This window comes from Anaerovirgula multivorans, assembly GCF_900188145.1.
In the GTDB taxonomy this organism is placed as follows: domain Bacteria; phylum Bacillota; class Clostridia; order Peptostreptococcales; family Natronincolaceae; genus Anaerovirgula; species Anaerovirgula multivorans.
Window position 1 is genome coordinate 80,367 of record NZ_FZOJ01000009.1, and the last position, 16,299, is coordinate 96,665.

Genomic DNA, 16,299 nt, shown 5'->3' on the forward strand with positions numbered 1-16,299 from the left:
AAGTGATTAAAAATAGGAAGGAGTTTTGTATGGAACTGAAAAAATTCATCGTTGGTATCAATGAAACCAATACTTATATTATTTATGAAACCAATACTTTAGAAGCTTTTGTTATTGACCCAGGAGATGAGGAAAAGGCATTAATGCAATATATTGATAGAAACTCATTAAATCTTAAGGCAATTATTCTAACCCATTATCATCATGATCATATAGGGGCAGCAGAAGAATTAAAGAAAAAATACAATGCTCCTATTTATGCCCACAAGAAGGAAATAGAGGGTTTAAAAGATCCCGAAATCAATCATTCGAAGCATAAAACTAGAAAAGCAATATCAATCGTTCCTGATAAGATCCTATCAGATGGGGATATTATTGCTGTGACAGATATATTCCTTGAAGTAATTCACACTCCAGGGCATACCCCTGGTGGAATGTGTCTTAAAGTAAAAGATGCCAATATCATTTTTACAGGAGACACAATTTTCAGCGATGATTTAGGTAGAACCGATCTAGTGGGAGGAAATGAAGAGATACTTAAAAAAACTATTATGAATAAGGTTTCTAAATGGTCTGATGAGACAATCATTTATCCAGGTCACGGAGAAGCTTCTGTAATGAAGGAAATGAGAAGAAAAAACATCCCATATTTAAGTCTAAAGGGATGTTAACGTCTTGTTTTAATTAGTTTTGTCTTTAACTATTTTACGATGTGTGGGCATATAGATATACTATTCCATGTTTTAATTTTAATACATATGGTCTATGGTTTTGCCTGCATTTGTAGATATGAATTTACATTTGCTTTTAAAGGGAGAAAAAATGATCAAAAAATATTCGCAAAAAGAAATAGAAGAAAAGGTTAAGAAATTTGCTAGAGAAATGTTTGGATGGGAAATGAACAAACCGGTAATTATTAGTAGTAGAATGACTAGGGCATGGGGAAAATACTACTATAGGTTCAACAAGAAAACTAACGAAATGGAATTGGTGAAATTTCAATTTGCCACTAGGTTAATTAGTGGAGGCTATCAAGAAGAAGATATAGACAACTGTATTAAGCATGAACTCCTCCATTGGTATACAGATATTACAGAAGGAAAACCATGTCACCACAATCGAAAGTGGAAGGATAATTGTAAAAGGTTTGGTATAAAAGATGAAAGATGCTGCAACTATGAAAGTGTGGATGGCATAAGAGATACACCTAATGAGTATAAGTGGCAGTATCAATGCTCAAATCATGATTGTGATAATAAATTTAAAAGGCATAGAAGAGTACCGAAGACCCATGTATGTGCAAAATGCAGAAGTAAGTTGATAGAGGAAAAATATAAATAGCATCTACCTAAAATTCAGGTGGATACTATTTTTAAAATGCAGACGCTGAAGAATAGTAAAAAATAAATAAAGTTACCTTCAAATTATTAAAGCATGTTTAAATGGGTATTATAATTATATATTAAATATAAAATGGGAGGGACCTTCTCTATGAAAACAGATTTTTATACTGCTGTAGAAAAAAGACGCTCTATATATGGAATTAGTAAAGAAGCTGCTATATCAGATGAAAAGATTCAAGAGGTGATTAACCATGCTGTAAAGCACACACCTTCATCATTCAATTCACAAAGTGGAAGAGTTGTCGTTTTATTAGGAGAGCATCATAATAAGTTATGGGATATTACTAAAGAAACGTTAAGAAAGGTTGTTGGAGACAATAATTTTGCTTCAACAGAGGAAAAAATGCATGCATTTCGTAGTGGATACGGTACAATCTTATTTTTCGAGGACAATAGCGTAGTGGAAGAACTTCAAAATAAATTTCCTTTATATAAAGATACTTTTCCAGTTTGGTCTCAGCATTCATCGGGGATGCTGCAATATGTTATATGGACTACATTGGAGGTTGAGGGTTTCGGTGCATCTTTACAACACTATAATCCATTGATTGATGATGAAGTGAAACAGGAATGGCAAATTCCAGAAAAGTGGAAACTAATTGCGCAAATGCCCTTTGGTAAACCAACTGCACAACCCGGTGATAAAGAGTTTCAACCATTACAAGAACGTATTAAAGTATTTAAATAAATAGCTACAGAAAATATAAATAGAGATTGAAGAAAAAATATTCTTCAGTCTCTATTTTTTAAATTAGTAAGCACCAACGGAAAGAATATTTCTCCTTCGGTGTATTGCTATGACTTCTATTTATTCAAGTAGAAGATCAAGCACGACATCCTCGAAATAAATCCCACTATAATCCAGAGGGAACGAAGATTTCCTCAGAATTAAGTCTCATTTTATAGAAGTCTAGCATATATATATAAGCATAGTACAAGCAATCATATGAATAGCAATAAGCTAGGATAAATAAAGTCTAAGCTGCAAACTTTGATTTTGATTAAGTACAGAGGGGGTTGTTTTGTGGAGAAGGAAGAGACAAAAAAAAATAATGATATAAAAGGGGATGCCGCTGAAAAAGATATCGCTGAAGAAAATGGCACTGAAGAAGATGCTGTTGAGGAGAATATTACTGAAGAAGATCATACTAGAGAGGATACTACTGAAGAGAAAATTGATTATAAACAAGAAGCTAGTGTGGCAGAAAGCAAAAAGCATCACTATAAAACAATACTAAGAGTTCTTCTAGCCGTCTTTTTGATTGTGGGCTTTTTAACACTTTGTACAGTAGCAGCAGCAGTAGGGTTTGTCGTTGAAGTGATCAAGGAAGCGCCGTCGATTGACCCAGCACAAATGAACACATTACTAAGTCAACATTCTATTATTTACGATGCTAAGGGTGAAGAATTTGAAGTAATACAAACCCTTGAGTTTCGTGATATAATTGAATTTCACAGGATACCTTCTCAAGTAAAAAATGCTTTTATTGCTATTGAGGATGAACGCTTCGAAACCCATAAAGGCGTAGATTTAAAGAGGATTGCCGGAGCTCTATTGATCAATTTCGAAAAAAGATCTCCATCCCAAGGCGCCAGTACTATTACACAACAATTAATTAAAAATCTTTATCTAAGTGAAGAAGTAGACAGAGAAAATCTGATAAATGATATTAGAAGAAAAATAAAAGAAGCTTATTTAGCGATAGAGGTAGAAAAGGCACTGACTAAAGATCAAATTCTACATACCTATTTAAATACCATTAACTTAGGGCAAGGGGCCTATGGTGTTCAGGAGGCGGCTAAAACTTACTTTGATAAAGAAATTGAAGAACTTACCATTGCAGAAAGTGCTTTAATTGCTGGCATTACTAAAAATCCTTCTAGAAATGCTCCTTATTTATTAAGATTAGCCGAGAATGTAGAAAAAGATGATGAAAATTTAATAGGATATATACATTTGATAGGAAACCATTATGCGGTGTTATATAACCCTAATTCAGTTACGCGACAAAGAATTGTTTTAAGAAAAATGAAGGAGTTAGGTTATATAACAGAAGAAGAGTATGAAATGGCCTTAACAGAAGATATTAAAGAAAAACTAAAACCTAGAGAAAAGGAAAATACAGAGATAGCATCCTTCTTTTCAGATTTAGCGAAAAAAGAAGCCATAGAAATTCTAATGGAACAAGGTTTTGAAAAAAAAGAGGCTGAAATAAGGTTGTATACTGGTGGATTAAGAATATATACAACTATTGACGTGGATATGCAAAAGAGAATAGAAGATGTTTATGAAAACTTCGGAAAGATTCTTGTGGGTAATTTAGAAAAAAGAACAACCCCTGTTTTAACAGAATGGAGTAGATATAATGGACATAGCGGAAATTTAGATAGGAGTAATAATTTAGTAGATAATAGTGGGAATATTTTGTACTTTAAAAAGGAAAATATACTTTCTGAAGAAAACTACCTAATCATTGACAAAGCCAATTATCTACTGAGGGACCATACAATAGAAATAAAATCTAATAAAATTAATGGGTATGGTCATTATATAGGACTTAAGAATTTTTATAGTATTGATGAAAAAAAGAATCTGGTATTTCATCATATAGGTAATTTAGAAGTTACTAATAAAGACTACTTTCTAAAAGAGGATAAAACTATCGTTTTTCATAATCAGTTTTTAAAAGAAAATACTGATTTTTACGAGATAGATGAAATAGGTAATTTACTTATATCCCCCAGGTATTTTACCTTTGATGCCAAAGGGATAGTACAGCCTCAATCAGCTGTTATTGTGCTGGATCATGCCACAGGAAAAATTAAAGCCATAGTGGGGGGAAGGGATGTTAGCGGAAGAAAAATCTTAAATCGTGCTATTGAAGGTTATCGCCAGCCAGGATCAACCATTAAACCTTTAGCTGTATATCTTCCTGCATTAGATAATGGATATACTGCAGCATCCATCATTGATGATGCTCCCCACTATGATAGTAAAGGAAATTTATGGCCACGAAATTGGTATAATGGATATCGGGGTATAACCCCTTTAAGAAAAGTTGCTGTTGATTCTATGAATGTTGCAACAGTTAAATTATTAGAAGAAATGGGCATTGAAACTTCTATGAAATACTTAGCAAAGATGGGAGTTATTGATGAAGAAAATCCTTTGCTAGATAGCTTTATTAGCCTGCAAGAAAATCTCTATGTAAATGATGAAAACTTAGCAGCTTTAGGGTTAGGGGGATTTACTAGGGGATTATCACCTCTTACTGTAACAGCGGCTTATGGTAGCATTGCCAATGATGGTATTTATATAAAACCTACAACCATCGAAAAAATAGTAGATGCTTCAGGAAATATTATTTATCAACATCGTCCTAAACAAAACTTTGTTGTTAAGCCGGAAATTGCTAATATTATGACGGATATATTAAAGGATGCTGTTCAATATGGAACTGGAACAAGGGCAAGCTTATATCCAGGGAATAAAAAAATTCCTGTAGCAGGGAAAACAGGAACAACAACTGCAAAGGCGGATGCCTGGTTTGCAGGATATACGCCTTATTATAGTGCTGCTCTTTGGATAGGAAATGATGTTCCTCAATTAAACTTGACAGATGGAAGTAGGATTGCAGCTATGTTCTGGAAAGAAGTTATGCTAGCAGTACATGAAGGTTTAGAAGATAAAGATTTTAGTATGTCAGATAAACTTGTTGAGAAAACAATAGATATTGATACTGGGCAATTAGCTACCAGATTAACAAACCTAGATCCTAGAGGAAATAGGGCAAGAATAGAAATTTTTGACCCAGATACAGTTCCTACTCAGCATTCCGCTTCTCGGATAGAATTAAGGATTTGTAAAATATCTAATAAAATAGCAGGTCCCTACTGTCCAGAAGATGATGTAGTTTCTAGGAGTTTCATCAAAACTAAGCTGTCACATGATCATTCTAATAATAGAGAAAGAAATTCAAGTGATTCTGACTATAGGGCACCTTCATCCCAATGCAATATTCACCTTGCAGGAGAGAAGGTTCCTAGAGAAGAGGGAGAAATAGTGGTAGAGGAATCAATAGATGAAAATTTACTTGATTGATTTCTCACATCAAGGAAAGTCTATCTATAACCTAGAAACAAAAAAGGCACTATTTGTTGTTGTCGTCGAAGATGATAAAAGATTAGGGATTTACGACCCTAGATTTTATCGCAATGGTGAATCCTTTTTATTTCAATACATTTAAAAAAGACTCTCAAACTATTAAACTATACTCAGGGATCGATAATTGCAAGTACAATTAATGATATGAAAAATATATAAAGAGGTGGAACAATGAAAAAAACGAACTTATATGAAGCAATCTTTAAGCGAAAGTCAATTCGCAAATATGATGTAACACCTTTAGATGAGAACACACTCACTGAGGTTTTAGAGTATATAGGTGCCATAAAACCTATGTATGATAACGTCAAAACAGAAATGAAACTTATATCACAAAATGAGGTTAAGGGTTTAATGGCGATAAAAGCACCTCATTACATAGTAGTATCTTCAGAAAAGAAAAAAGGGTATTTAACAAATGCAGGTTTTATGCTACAGCAGATGGATTTATTTCTTTCTGCCAATGGTATCGGCAGCTGCTGGCTTGGAATGGCAAAACCCACAAAAAAAGTATTCATTAATTCAGAACTTGAATTTGTAATTGTACTTGCTATAGGAAGGGCTATAGAACCACTATATAGAGAGAATATCATGGAATTTAAGAGAAAACCACTAGCACAAATCAGCAATATTACTGGCATGGATCAGTTGTTGAAGCCTGCTGGCCTCGCCCCATCTGGGACAAATAACCAACCATGGTTTTTCACTGGTAACGAAGATGCAATTCATGCATACTGTGTAAAAACCAATATTATAAAGGCTCTTATATATGAGAGGATGAACAAGATTGATATGGGTATTGCTATTTGTCACTTGTGGATAGCTGCAGAGCATTTTGGTAAAAAGGTTGATTTTATATGTGATAAAGAGATATCAAGTAATCCTCCATCTGGGCATTATTATGTTACAACATTGAAGATGACATAAAAAGATCAAAGAAAATATTAGGGAAGAGGTATTATTTAACATAGAGTATACAATTTGGTGAAAATTATTTGATACTTCATTATAACTCGAAAATATTAGCATAGATATACGCCTTTATACTGTAATTTTAATACATACAGTCTATGGTTTCGCCCTTGATGTATTAAAATTTACAAACGTATATAGAGAGAGGCTTACCCCACTAATAAAAGTATGATACAATAATGAATAACTAGTTTAGTGAGGAGACTGATGAATTTGAAAACAAAATTATTATCAATTTTGAAGGATTACTTAGTACCAGTGCTTATTGCGTTAATAATCGTAAATATTGTTGGCATAAGCTTTGTACTTGGAGAATCTATGGAACCTACCCTTGATGACAAAGATGTGTTAGTTATTAATAAAATTATTCCTAGACTTACTAATGTTAATCGGGGAGATATCGTAATTTTTAAATCAACCCTAGAAAAAAATAGATTTTCTAATAAAATATTAGTTAAAAGAGTGATCGGTGTTCCTGGAGACAAGGTTGAAATCATGAATGGGGATGTTTATATTAACAATGTAATACTTGAAGAAGAGTATACCAATTATAGCTACACGGATGGAGATTTAAGCTTAGTTGTGCCAAGTAATAAAATATTTGTTTTAGGAGATAACCGTAATCGTAGTGAAGATAGCCGTAGCAGCAGGATTGGACTGGTTGATAAGAAAGATATTATAGGTAAAGCTGTAGTAAGAATATTTCCATTTGACAACCTAGAATTATTAGATAACATATTTGGACTAGAATAATATTGTATCAAGAACCAGCAGACTTCTAGATTAGAGTTTGACCATGGAGAATAATAAAATTTATAAAATGATAGAAAGTAGGCTGAACTATGATATGCAGCCTATTTTTTTTGCCAATATATATAAGAACTTCTATGATAAAACAGCTGTAAAATCATCATTATATTGTGATTTTACAGCATCTAGTTCCTTCAGAAATAAAGGAATAGAAGCATTGGGGTTAGTTTTTTTCCAAGCAACCACTAATTCATCCTCGGCTTTTTCTCCTTCAATATCAATAAAACGAAGACTAGGGCTTGAATGGAGCTTCAGGCTTTTCGGCAAAATAGCAATTCCCATCCCAGCATCTACTAATAGCAATACTGTATGGAGAAGCTTAGGTTCACTAACGATGTTTGGTGAAAAACCACTATTAGCACACATTAGTAGCGTTTTATTAAAGCCTTGAGGAGATTCCTGTCTATTCACTGTTATGAAACGTTCTTCAGATAAGTCAGCAATGGCGATACTACTTCTATCTGCAAAGGGATGCTCACAATGCATTACTACTGAAATTGCCTCCGTGAATATACTTTTCTTTTTAAGTCCCCCAGTATGATCAAGACCAAATGCAAGGGTGAATACGATATCTAATTCTCCAGTTTTAAGTGATTCAATCAACATTCCGTGATTAAACTGATTTAAATGTAAATCTATTTTGGGATAATTACGACGAAACTGTCTAATTAAATAGGGTAAAAAAATCTTTTCTGTATAACCTAGAAAACCTATATTCAAGCCTCCGATTATACCTAATTCAGCATGACGAGCTTTTTCTATTGCTTCTTCAGATTTATTCACAAGAGAAATAGCTTCCTTAAGAAGTACAGCACCTGCCTTTGTCAATTTCACTGAACGCTTGTTTCTAATAAATAATTGCACACCTATTTTTTTTTCTAGATCTGCAATCTGTTGACTAACAGCGGATTGTGCTACAAATAGATGTTTAGCTGCCTCTGTGAAGTTTAATTGCTCTGCAACAGCGATGAAATAACGCAATTGACGTATATCCATTCTTATCCCTCCAATTCCAAGGTACAGATTTATTATTAATTAAATAATAACATTTACCTCAGTTTCCATCAACAGAAATCACTTTTACTTATTACAGATATATCATTCCGATATTTCACAATGGGCGTAATATTCTGTATTCTAATATTAGGAATAAATTTTATTGCTTCAAATTTTATTTGAATTCTAATTTTATTTGAAATTAGGAACGTTTTACTTATTAATTTTATATTTAATCAACGCTGTAATCTAGCTTCATTATATATAATATTTCCCGAAAAACCAATGTTATGAAGCTATTAGAAGAAAAAGGAGGTATTAAGCATGTCACTTACTAAAAATAGGATTTTGGCAATTAATCCAGGTGCAACCTCTACGAAAATAGCAGTATATGAGGAAGAGACACTACTTTTTAAAAAGACTGTAGAGCATTCAGTGAAGGACTTGGAAAAATATACGAAGATATTTGATCAGTATGAATATCGTTTAGAACTAGTTCTACAAGCTCTTAAGGAAGAAAATACAGAGCTAGAAAACTTAGCAGCCATAGTGGGACGGGGTGGGCTCTTGAAGCCTTTAGCTGGCGGAACCTATCAAGTAACCGAAAAGATGGTTGAGGATTTAAAAAAGGCAGAGCAAGGGGAGCATGCTTCTAATTTAGGTGCGGTGATGGCTTTAAATTTAGCAAATCAGTTAAACATTTCAGCTTTTATTGTGGATCCTGTTTCTGTTGATGAAATAGAACCAGTAGCTAGAGTTTCTGGATTAGCTGATTTAAAAAGAATAAGTTTATCCCATGCATTAAATATGAAGGCGGTAGCTCGGAAGGTTGCTAAAGAAATGGGCAAAAAATATGAAGAAGTCAATTTTGTAGTTGTACATCTAGGTACAGGAGTTTCTGTAACTCCTCATAAAAAGGGAAAGATGATTGACGTAAATAATGCCAAGGCAGAGGGACCCTTTTCTCCTGATCGATGTGGTGGATTGCCAGTAGATCAACTGGTGAAGCTATGCTTTTCTGGGAAATACTCCTATGATGAGCTAAAAGAGAAGCTAGGTAGTAAAGGTGGCCTTTACTCCTATTTTGGGACGATGGATGTCCGTGAGGTAGAAGGGATGGCTAATAACGGCAATCAACAGGCAGATATTGTATTAGATGCTTTAGCATATCAAGTTGCTAAGGAAATTGGTGCTATGTCTGCAGTATTAATGGGTGAAGTTGATAGGATCATTTTGACAGGTGGAATTGCTTATTCAAAAAGAATTGTTGATGATATTATAAAACGCGTTAAATTCATTGCACCTGTTGAAGTTGTTCCAGGTGAGGAGGAGCTTGAATCATTAGTCTTCGGTGCGTTAAGGGTTATACGAGGTGAAGAAAAGGCAGCAACATATAGTTAATTGGTAAACAAGTAAAGGAGGGACTGTTATGGCAAAGGTAGATGTGTTAGAGAAGTACTGTAAGAGTTGTGGTCTTTGTATCGATGTTTGTCCTAAAAAGATCCTAGCTATTGGAGATAAAACAAACCAAAAAGGATATTTTACTGTGGCTTGTAAGGATCAAGAAAAATGTATAGGATGCGCTTTATGTGCAACCGTTTGTCCTGATGTAGCGATAGAGGTTTATAAATAAGAATTTAGGAAAGGAGCTGAAATACTCGATGGAAAAAGTACTATTAAAAGGAAATGAGATTATTGGTGAAGCTGCCATTCGTTCAGGCTGTAAATTATTTTTCGGATATCCCATTACTCCGTCAACGGAGGTAGTAGAATATTTATCTAAGCATTTACCACCAAAGGGTGGCACAGTACTACAGGCAGAGGATGAAATTGGAGCCATTAATATGTGCTACGGTGCTGCCTGTACAGGTTCTAGAGTTATGACGGCATCATCAAGTCCTGGAATCAGTTTGAAGCAGGAGGGGATTTCCTACAGTGCAGCAGCAGAACTTCCTATGGTGATTGTAAATGTTAACCGTTGTGGTCCAGGACTAGGTGGGTTAGGACCAGCTCAATCCGATTATTTCCAATCAGTAAAGGGTGGAGGACATGGTGACTATCGCTTAATTGTTTTAGCACCTTCCAAAGCTCAGGAGCTCTATGACTTTACTATGGAAGCATTTGATATGGCTGATAAATATCGTAATCCAGTTTTAATTTTATCTGACGGATTTTTAGGTCAAACGATGGAGCCCGTAGTTTTAAAGGATAGACCTGAACCACCGAAGGTTGACAGAAACTGGGTGGTTAATGGAGCTAAGGGAAGAAAGAAACGTATATTGGCTAGTTATTCTTTAACTAATGAAATCGGTGAAGCCAACAACCAACGTTGGGAAGCTAAATATAAGGAGATTCAAGAGAAGGAGCAACGCTGGGAAGAATTCTATACAGAGGATGCGGAATACTTGCTAGTGAGCTATGGAACAACTGGGAGAATTTGTAAGAGTACTGTACTGAATGCTCGTAAGAAAGGAATTAAGCTAGGTCTAATTCGGCCTATTACCCTATGGCCATATCCTGAAAAAGCTTTCATTCCTTATAAGGAGAAAGTGAAAGGTATGGTAACCATTGAATTAAATACAGGACAAATGATAGAAGATGTTAAGCTTGCAGTAGAGTGTAAGATGCCAGTTCATCTTTATCGAAGACAGGGTGGTATGCTACCAACGGAACATGAAATACTAGACTATGTTGAAGATATATTTAGTTTAACAGCAGTGGAGGAGGTGTAGGTGATGGAAAAAGTATTTGCTAGAACAAAAGGATTAACAGATATTCCTTTTTCATTCTGCCCAGGATGTACCCATGGAACAATCATGAGGTTAGTTGCTGAGGTACTTGAAGAATTAAATATTATTGAAGATACAATCGGAATTTCCCCTGTAGGATGTGCAGGTTTCTGTCAGGACTTTTTCAGCTGTGACTTTGTAGGGGCTCCCCATGGTAGAGCTCAAGCGGTGGGAATAGGTGTAAAAAGAGCACTTCCTGATAGAATGGTCTTCACCTATCAAGGAGATGGCGATATTGCTGCTATAGGGACACAACATGCTATTCATGCTGCAGCAAGAGGTGAAAAAATCACTTCTATTATGGTGAATAATGCTATCTACGGAATGACTGGAGGACAGATGGCACCCACTACACTTGAAGGAATGAAGACATCTACTAGTCCTTATGGAAGAAATCCTCTTGTTGATGGTTTGCCGATGGACTTTCCAAAAATCATTGCTAATCTTGAGGGTGCTGTATATGTAGCTTCTGTTTCAGTAGATACACCAAAAAACATTCAACAGGCGAAAAAAGCTATTAAAAAAGCATTTAAGGTTCAACAGGCTGGATTAGGCTTTGCGTTAGTAAGTGTTTTATCGACCTGCCCTACCAACTGGGGTATGACACCTGTAGATAGCTTGAAATGGTTACGAGAAAATATGATGCCTGTTTATGCGATGGGTGAACTAAAGGTGACAGAGGAGGTAAAGAGCTTATGATGGATAAAGTAATACTTGCAGGCTTTGGTGGCCAGGGGGTCATGTTTTTAGGTAAAGTTTTAGCTTATGCAGGAATGGGTTCTGATTTAGACCTTTGCTGGATTCCCTCCTATGGCCCTGAAATGCGGGGAGGTACTGCCAACTGTTCTGTAATACTTTCAGATGAAGAAATACACTCCCCTGTTATTGATTTCGCTGATGCTGCTCTTGTACTAAACAAACCAGCCTATGATAAATTTGCACTTCGTATCAAACCAGGTGGCGTATTGGTTGTAAACTCCTCTCTTGCTAAATTGGAGGATGCAAGGGATGATATAAAAATCATTGAAATCCCTGCTACGGATATTGCCAATGAAATAGGCAATACAGGTATTGCCAATATGGTGTGTCTAGGTGCATTACTACCAAATTTGACTCTAATTGATTTAGATAAAATTAAGAAGGCTATGGATAAACTAACCAGTAAGAAACCAGAATTACTGGAAATCAACTTAACTGCTATTCATAAAGGAATAGAATATATTAACGGATAAATAAGGGTATATAGACATACGCTTTTAAAGCTAAATTTTAATATACACGGTCTACGGTTTTGCCCAAAACTGTGGGCTGCAAATGTAGCCCTTAGTATATTAAAATTTAGGGGCGTATGTCTATACCAATAGAGAGATCCTCTAATAAGATTGCTTTATCTTGTTAGGAGGGCCTCTTTTAATCATGGGAGGGGAAAACAAAAGGCTCCTTCTTTGGGAAATAAAAGACTGTTTTCATGAAAAAATATAGTTGATAACAATGAATAGCTAACTAAGACGCTTGTGATAGAAGAATTTCCATCATTTTTTCTATATGTAAAATAGAACCTATTCCCCCTACTAGAATATATTATAGTAGAGTATATTCCAATTATATATTCTAAATAATATATAAAGGAGGAAATCGAGTTATGTACCATATGTATTACCATCAAATGCCATGCCCCCATGGAACAATACCATACATTATTCAGGCAGGCGACACTTATTATAGATTAGCAGTTCGATTCAATGTTACGGTTCAAGCAATTATGGCAGCAAATCCAACTGTTAATCCTAATATGTTAATGATTGGTCAACAAATTTGTATCCCTGTTGTTGTACCTCCTACTACTTGCCCAAGAGGAACCATGCCGCATGTCATTAGAGCTGGAGATACTTTTTATGCACTAGCTAGAGCCCATAATATATCTTTAGATGCTTTGATAGCAGCTAACCCTGGGGTCAATCCAGATAGGCTATTTATAGGACAAATAATTTGTATACCAACACATACACCACCGCCACCACCACCGCCACCACCTGTATGTCCTACTTTAAGACGTACTAGTAGAGGGGAGTCAGTACGGAGACTTCAAGGGTTGTTAAGGGATGCTGGATTTGATCCAGGACCTATTGATGGTATTTTTGGCGCAAGAACTGAAGCGGCAGTAAGAGCTTTCCAAACGAGCAGGGGACTCACTGTTGATGGCATAGTAGGCGTACGGACATGGACTGCCCTAGGTGTAGATTGTGGTGTTACACCACCACCACCACCTTGTCCAACAGGAACAACTCCTTATACCATAAGATCAGGAGATACCTTCTTTAATCTTGCCGCAAGATATAATACAACTGTAGAAGCAATAAGAAGAGCAAATCCAACTGTAAATCCTGATGCTTTACAAATCGGTCAACTAATCTGTATACCAACAACCTAAATTGGATAAAGCGTAGTAGATGCAAAGGAAAAGAGAATAACTTCATAATAAACCTCAATATAAGAAGGGCTCTAATAAAAAGGAGCTCTTCTTTAGTTATGTCAGATATAATAGATGTATAAAAGAATAAAGAAATCCTGCTGGATAAATAATATATATTGACATAAAGTAAAATCCATGATATTCTGTTGTTAGAACATTTCGAAATACGAAGTATTCTAAGGGGGTAATAATTTTGGATGTCAACAGCCTATATGATTTATTTTTTGAAAATATAAAGAAACTATTTTATCCTGAAGAATGGATTAAACTTGATTTGTCCTTTTCTAAATCTGAAATCTTTACCATGTTACTGGTTGATAAGCATGGAGAAATTATTATGAGTCAAATCGCTGAAGATATTCATATTCCTATGAGTACTGCTACAGGAATGGTGGAGAGATTGGTAAAACTGGACTATTTAAGTCGTGAAAGAAGTGAACTAGATAGACGGATTGTTGTAATCAAATTAACAGATAAAGGAAAAGCCTTAATTAATCAGTTAAAAGAAATGGTATCCCACTATATCCATAGAATTAGTGAATCCCTTACAAAAGAAGAAATAGACTTATTAAGTAAGATTTTTATGAAGGTAATTCATATCATCAATGATGTAGGAGAAGAACAAAAACATGCAGAAAATCAAGAGAAAAAAGACAAAATCAAAAAAATAGAAATTGAATAACTTTTAGCAATCTAGAATAAATAAAGGTTTTAGCCCATTTACAGAAGTGGGCTTTAAACAAAACACATATTTCGAAATACGAAATATTCATAATGTGAAATTTGAGGAGGAATTATTATGAGAATTATATTATACACGGGAAAAGGTGGCGTAGGGAAAACAAGTATTGCAGCTGCAACTGCCTTAAAAAGTGCAAAAAAAGGACTGAAAACATTGGTGGTAAGTACTGATGCAGCCCATAGTCTAGGGGATTCTCTAGATGTGCAGTTATCTCCTGAAGCTGTAGAGATTCAAAAAAACCTTTGGGCCCAGGAAATAGATACTATTCATGAAACGGAAAAGGGCTGGAAAAAGGTACAGGAGTATTTAACGGCTTTATTTACATCCAAGACTGTTAAAGATATTACTACTGAGGAACTAACTATTTTCCCAGGGATAGAAGATTTATTAAGTCTACTGACAATATTGAGTTATTACAAAGAAAAGAAATACGATGTGATTGTCATAGATTGCGCGCCAACTGGGGAAACGCTTGCGCTACTTAGTTTTCCTGACATGTTTAGATGGTGGATGGATAAACTATTTCCAATTAAAAGAAAAGCGATTAAAATAACAAAGCCTATAATTGAACCGATTCTTGGCGTTCCTATGCCCTCTGATGGAGTGATGGGAGAAATAGAAAAAATATACAACCAAATGGACGAAATGAGGGAAATTTTATCAGATAGAAAGATAACTAGTGTTAGAATTGTTGTAAATCCCGAGAAAATGGTGGTAAAGGAAGCACAAAGAAGTTTCACTTATCTAAACCTATATAATTTCAATGTGGATGCAATTGTTGTAAATAGAATGATGCCAGATAGTGTTTTAGATGATTATTTTAAAGCATGGAAGGAAATACACAAAAAATATAAAGAAATGATTATAGAAAGCTTTCACCCAGTACCTATCTATTATGTACCACTTTTCGAAAATGAAGTTGTAGGTGTGAAAATGTTATCTAGAATGGGTGATAAGCTGTTTGAAAACAATGATCCTACTAAAATTTATTACGATACAAAAACGCAGGAAATCATAAAGGAGGAGAAAGGCTATACTTTGTCCTTATATATGCCTTTTGTTGAAAAAGAAAATTTATTACTAAATCAGAAGGGTGATGAGCTTATCATTAAAGCAGGTAGTTATAAGAGAAATATTATATTACCTAGGACTTTGCTGAACTATTCAATTAAGGGAGCAAAATTTGATAAGGAAACTCTAAAAGTAAAATTTGGCGGTGAAGATCATGATCAATGATAATCTTCTTAAAAGCCTCTTTAAAATGAAATTTGAAGTCATGACTGCTATGACAAATATGCTTCCTGATCATATACAAGAGCCTGTACAAAAGCTTCAAAATAAGGTCATCCATACAATCCATGAAGTAACAGAAGAGTATATAGAGAAGGGTGATATGACAAAGGAGAAAAAAAGCCTGAAATCTATAGAAATAGAATAGATTGAAGGAGTAAAAATTTTCTCTGAGTTGCGGCTGAATTTTATCCCTAAAATTACCTGGTATGTTACAATACCTTACGCAAAACAATAAAAAAGAGGTGATTTTAGTGGAAAAGAAACAGAAGCAGACTAAAAAAGGTATTGATAAGAACTTTTTTAATGAGATGAACTATGAACTCGCTGGTGATATTGGAGCTATTGATAATGAAGAAATGATGAATAATGAAAAGCTCATCACAGGAAAAAATCGTGTTAATGGAAGCGTATTCAAGATTAAAAAGAAATAATAAATGTCAAAGGATTCCTAATTATCTAGGAATCCTTATTTTTTTTAGGTAAAAACAGCAAAAAATTATCGTTGAGTTTAATCTATTGCAATCAAGTTAGGTAAATAGTTTTTATAATTGATAGAGCACATTATGCTATAATTAAACAAAAGAACATAAATATATGTTGATTATTTGAAGATATCAAGTGAATCTGGCTTTGTAGGAGTAAGACTGATCCACAAA

18 protein-coding genes are annotated in these 16,299 nt (G+C 34.6%); 17 read left to right on the forward strand and 1 reads right to left on the reverse strand.

Translation table 11 applies throughout. The features are described from left to right. Positions 1 to 29 precede the first annotated feature (29 nt). The 7 genes from CHB72_RS11200 to lepB all read left to right on the forward strand — a co-directional run bounded on the left by CHB72_RS11200 (position 30) and on the right by lepB (position 7,293). Entirely contained in the window at positions 30 to 671 is a 642-nt protein-coding gene (locus CHB72_RS11200; RefSeq protein WP_089282960.1) for an MBL fold metallo-hydrolase, read from the forward strand. A 151-nt stretch (positions 672 to 822) separates the two neighbouring features. After that, entirely contained in the window at positions 823 to 1,341 is a 519-nt protein-coding gene (locus CHB72_RS11205) for a SprT-like domain-containing protein (RefSeq protein ID WP_207652540.1), read from the forward strand. A gap of 150 nt (positions 1,342 to 1,491) precedes the next feature. Beyond that, the gene (locus CHB72_RS11210; protein ID WP_089282962.1) at positions 1,492 to 2,091 is read left to right on the forward strand and encodes a nitroreductase family protein; all 600 of its coding nucleotides are present in this window, start codon (positions 1,492 to 1,494) and stop codon (positions 2,089 to 2,091) included. Positions 2,092 to 2,427: 336 nt separating this feature from the next. After that, positions 2,428 to 5,505 carry a penicillin-binding protein 1A gene (locus CHB72_RS11215; RefSeq protein ID WP_089282963.1) on the forward strand — a complete coding sequence of 1,026 codons (3,078 nt, stop codon included), beginning with the start codon at positions 2,428 to 2,430 and terminating at the stop codon, positions 5,503 to 5,505. Continuing rightward, positions 5,486 to 5,650, forward strand: coding sequence for a hypothetical protein (locus CHB72_RS27025; RefSeq protein WP_207652541.1), 165 nt, complete (start codon positions 5,486 to 5,488; stop codon positions 5,648 to 5,650). Before CHB72_RS11215 ends, CHB72_RS27025 begins: the two co-directional genes overlap by 20 nt. Positions 5,651 to 5,739: 89 nt before the next feature. Beyond that, positions 5,740 to 6,495 (forward strand): nitroreductase family protein, encoded by a 756-nt coding sequence (locus tag CHB72_RS11220; protein WP_089282964.1) that lies wholly within the window; start codon positions 5,740 to 5,742, stop codon positions 6,493 to 6,495. Positions 6,496 to 6,753: 258 nt separating this feature from the next. After that, the gene (gene lepB / locus CHB72_RS11225) at positions 6,754 to 7,293 is read left to right on the forward strand and encodes a signal peptidase I (protein ID WP_176431324.1); all 540 of its coding nucleotides are present in this window, start codon (positions 6,754 to 6,756) and stop codon (positions 7,291 to 7,293) included. A gap of 132 nt (positions 7,294 to 7,425) precedes the next feature. Here lepB and CHB72_RS11230 read toward each other — a convergent pair whose 3' ends face one another. Then, positions 7,426 to 8,346 carry a LysR family transcriptional regulator gene (locus CHB72_RS11230; protein WP_089282966.1) on the reverse strand — a complete coding sequence of 307 codons (921 nt, stop codon included), beginning with the start codon at positions 8,344 to 8,346 and terminating at the stop codon, positions 7,426 to 7,428. Between the two features lie 324 nt (positions 8,347 to 8,670). Between CHB72_RS11230 and buk the strand changes: the two genes are divergently transcribed. The 10 genes from buk to CHB72_RS11285 all read left to right on the forward strand — a co-directional run bounded on the left by buk (position 8,671) and on the right by CHB72_RS11285 (position 16,074). Then, on the forward strand, positions 8,671 to 9,747 hold the full coding sequence (buk, locus tag CHB72_RS11235) for a butyrate kinase (RefSeq protein WP_089282967.1): 1,077 nt from the start codon (positions 8,671 to 8,673) through the stop codon (positions 9,745 to 9,747). 28 nt (positions 9,748 to 9,775) lie between these two features. Next, entirely contained in the window at positions 9,776 to 9,979 is a 204-nt protein-coding gene (locus CHB72_RS11240; RefSeq protein WP_089282968.1) for an indolepyruvate ferredoxin oxidoreductase subunit alpha, read from the forward strand. A gap of 28 nt (positions 9,980 to 10,007) precedes the next feature. Further along, a complete protein-coding gene (gene vorB / locus CHB72_RS11245; protein WP_089282969.1) occupies positions 10,008 to 11,078 on the forward strand; it encodes a 3-methyl-2-oxobutanoate dehydrogenase subunit VorB in 1,071 nt (356 codons plus the stop codon). A 3-nt stretch (positions 11,079 to 11,081) separates the two neighbouring features. After that, the gene (locus CHB72_RS11250; protein ID WP_089282970.1) at positions 11,082 to 11,834 is read left to right on the forward strand and encodes a thiamine pyrophosphate-dependent enzyme; all 753 of its coding nucleotides are present in this window, start codon (positions 11,082 to 11,084) and stop codon (positions 11,832 to 11,834) included. After that, on the forward strand, positions 11,831 to 12,367 hold the full coding sequence (locus CHB72_RS11255) for a 2-oxoacid:acceptor oxidoreductase family protein (RefSeq protein ID WP_089282971.1): 537 nt from the start codon (positions 11,831 to 11,833) through the stop codon (positions 12,365 to 12,367). Before CHB72_RS11250 ends, CHB72_RS11255 begins: the two co-directional genes overlap by 4 nt. A gap of 410 nt (positions 12,368 to 12,777) precedes the next feature. Next, positions 12,778 to 13,566, forward strand: a complete 789-nt coding sequence (locus tag CHB72_RS11265; protein WP_242975103.1) for a LysM peptidoglycan-binding domain-containing protein — start codon at positions 12,778 to 12,780, stop codon at positions 13,564 to 13,566. Positions 13,567 to 13,801: 235 nt separating this feature from the next. After that, positions 13,802 to 14,290 (forward strand): MarR family winged helix-turn-helix transcriptional regulator, encoded by a 489-nt coding sequence (locus CHB72_RS11270; protein WP_089282974.1) that lies wholly within the window; start codon positions 13,802 to 13,804, stop codon positions 14,288 to 14,290. Between the two features lie 117 nt (positions 14,291 to 14,407). After that, on the forward strand, positions 14,408 to 15,586 hold the full coding sequence (locus CHB72_RS11275) for an ArsA family ATPase (protein WP_089282975.1): 1,179 nt from the start codon (positions 14,408 to 14,410) through the stop codon (positions 15,584 to 15,586). Next, positions 15,576 to 15,788 carry a hypothetical protein gene (locus CHB72_RS26525; protein ID WP_089282976.1) on the forward strand — a complete coding sequence of 71 codons (213 nt, stop codon included), beginning with the start codon at positions 15,576 to 15,578 and terminating at the stop codon, positions 15,786 to 15,788. The genes CHB72_RS11275 and CHB72_RS26525 overlap by 11 nt, the downstream gene beginning before the upstream one ends. Positions 15,789 to 15,894: 106 nt before the next feature. Beyond that, on the forward strand, positions 15,895 to 16,074 hold the full coding sequence (locus CHB72_RS11285) for a hypothetical protein (RefSeq protein ID WP_089282977.1): 180 nt from the start codon (positions 15,895 to 15,897) through the stop codon (positions 16,072 to 16,074). Positions 16,075 to 16,299: the final 225 nt, after the last annotated feature.

Bases quoted from the DNA above. Each gene is read 5' to 3' on its own strand.
- CHB72_RS11240 (WP_089282968.1), top strand. From the start codon at position 9,776: ATGGCAAAGGTAGATGTGTTAGAGAAGTACTGTAAGAGTTGTGGTCTT.
- CHB72_RS11200 (WP_089282960.1), top strand. From the start codon at position 30: ATGGAACTGAAAAAATTCATCGTTGGTATCAATGAAACCAATACTTAT.
- CHB72_RS26525 (WP_089282976.1), top strand. From the start codon at position 15,576: ATGATCAATGATAATCTTCTTAAAAGCCTCTTTAAAATGAAATTTGAA.
- CHB72_RS11220 (WP_089282964.1), top strand. From the start codon at position 5,740: ATGAAAAAAACGAACTTATATGAAGCAATCTTTAAGCGAAAGTCAATT.
- CHB72_RS11230 (WP_089282966.1), bottom strand. From the start codon at position 8,346: ATGGATATACGTCAATTGCGTTATTTCATCGCTGTTGCAGAGCAATTA.
- vorB (WP_089282969.1), top strand. From the start codon at position 10,008: ATGGAAAAAGTACTATTAAAAGGAAATGAGATTATTGGTGAAGCTGCC.
- CHB72_RS11205 (WP_207652540.1), top strand. From the start codon at position 823: ATGATCAAAAAATATTCGCAAAAAGAAATAGAAGAAAAGGTTAAGAAA.
- CHB72_RS11265 (WP_242975103.1), top strand. From the start codon at position 12,778: ATGTACCATATGTATTACCATCAAATGCCATGCCCCCATGGAACAATA.
- CHB72_RS11250 (WP_089282970.1), top strand. From the start codon at position 11,082: ATGGAAAAAGTATTTGCTAGAACAAAAGGATTAACAGATATTCCTTTT.
- CHB72_RS27025 (WP_207652541.1), top strand. From the start codon at position 5,486: ATGAAAATTTACTTGATTGATTTCTCACATCAAGGAAAGTCTATCTAT.
- buk (WP_089282967.1), top strand. From the start codon at position 8,671: ATGTCACTTACTAAAAATAGGATTTTGGCAATTAATCCAGGTGCAACC.
- CHB72_RS11275 (WP_089282975.1), top strand. From the start codon at position 14,408: ATGAGAATTATATTATACACGGGAAAAGGTGGCGTAGGGAAAACAAGT.
- CHB72_RS11255 (WP_089282971.1), top strand. From the start codon at position 11,831: ATGATGGATAAAGTAATACTTGCAGGCTTTGGTGGCCAGGGGGTCATG.
- CHB72_RS11210 (WP_089282962.1), top strand. From the start codon at position 1,492: ATGAAAACAGATTTTTATACTGCTGTAGAAAAAAGACGCTCTATATAT.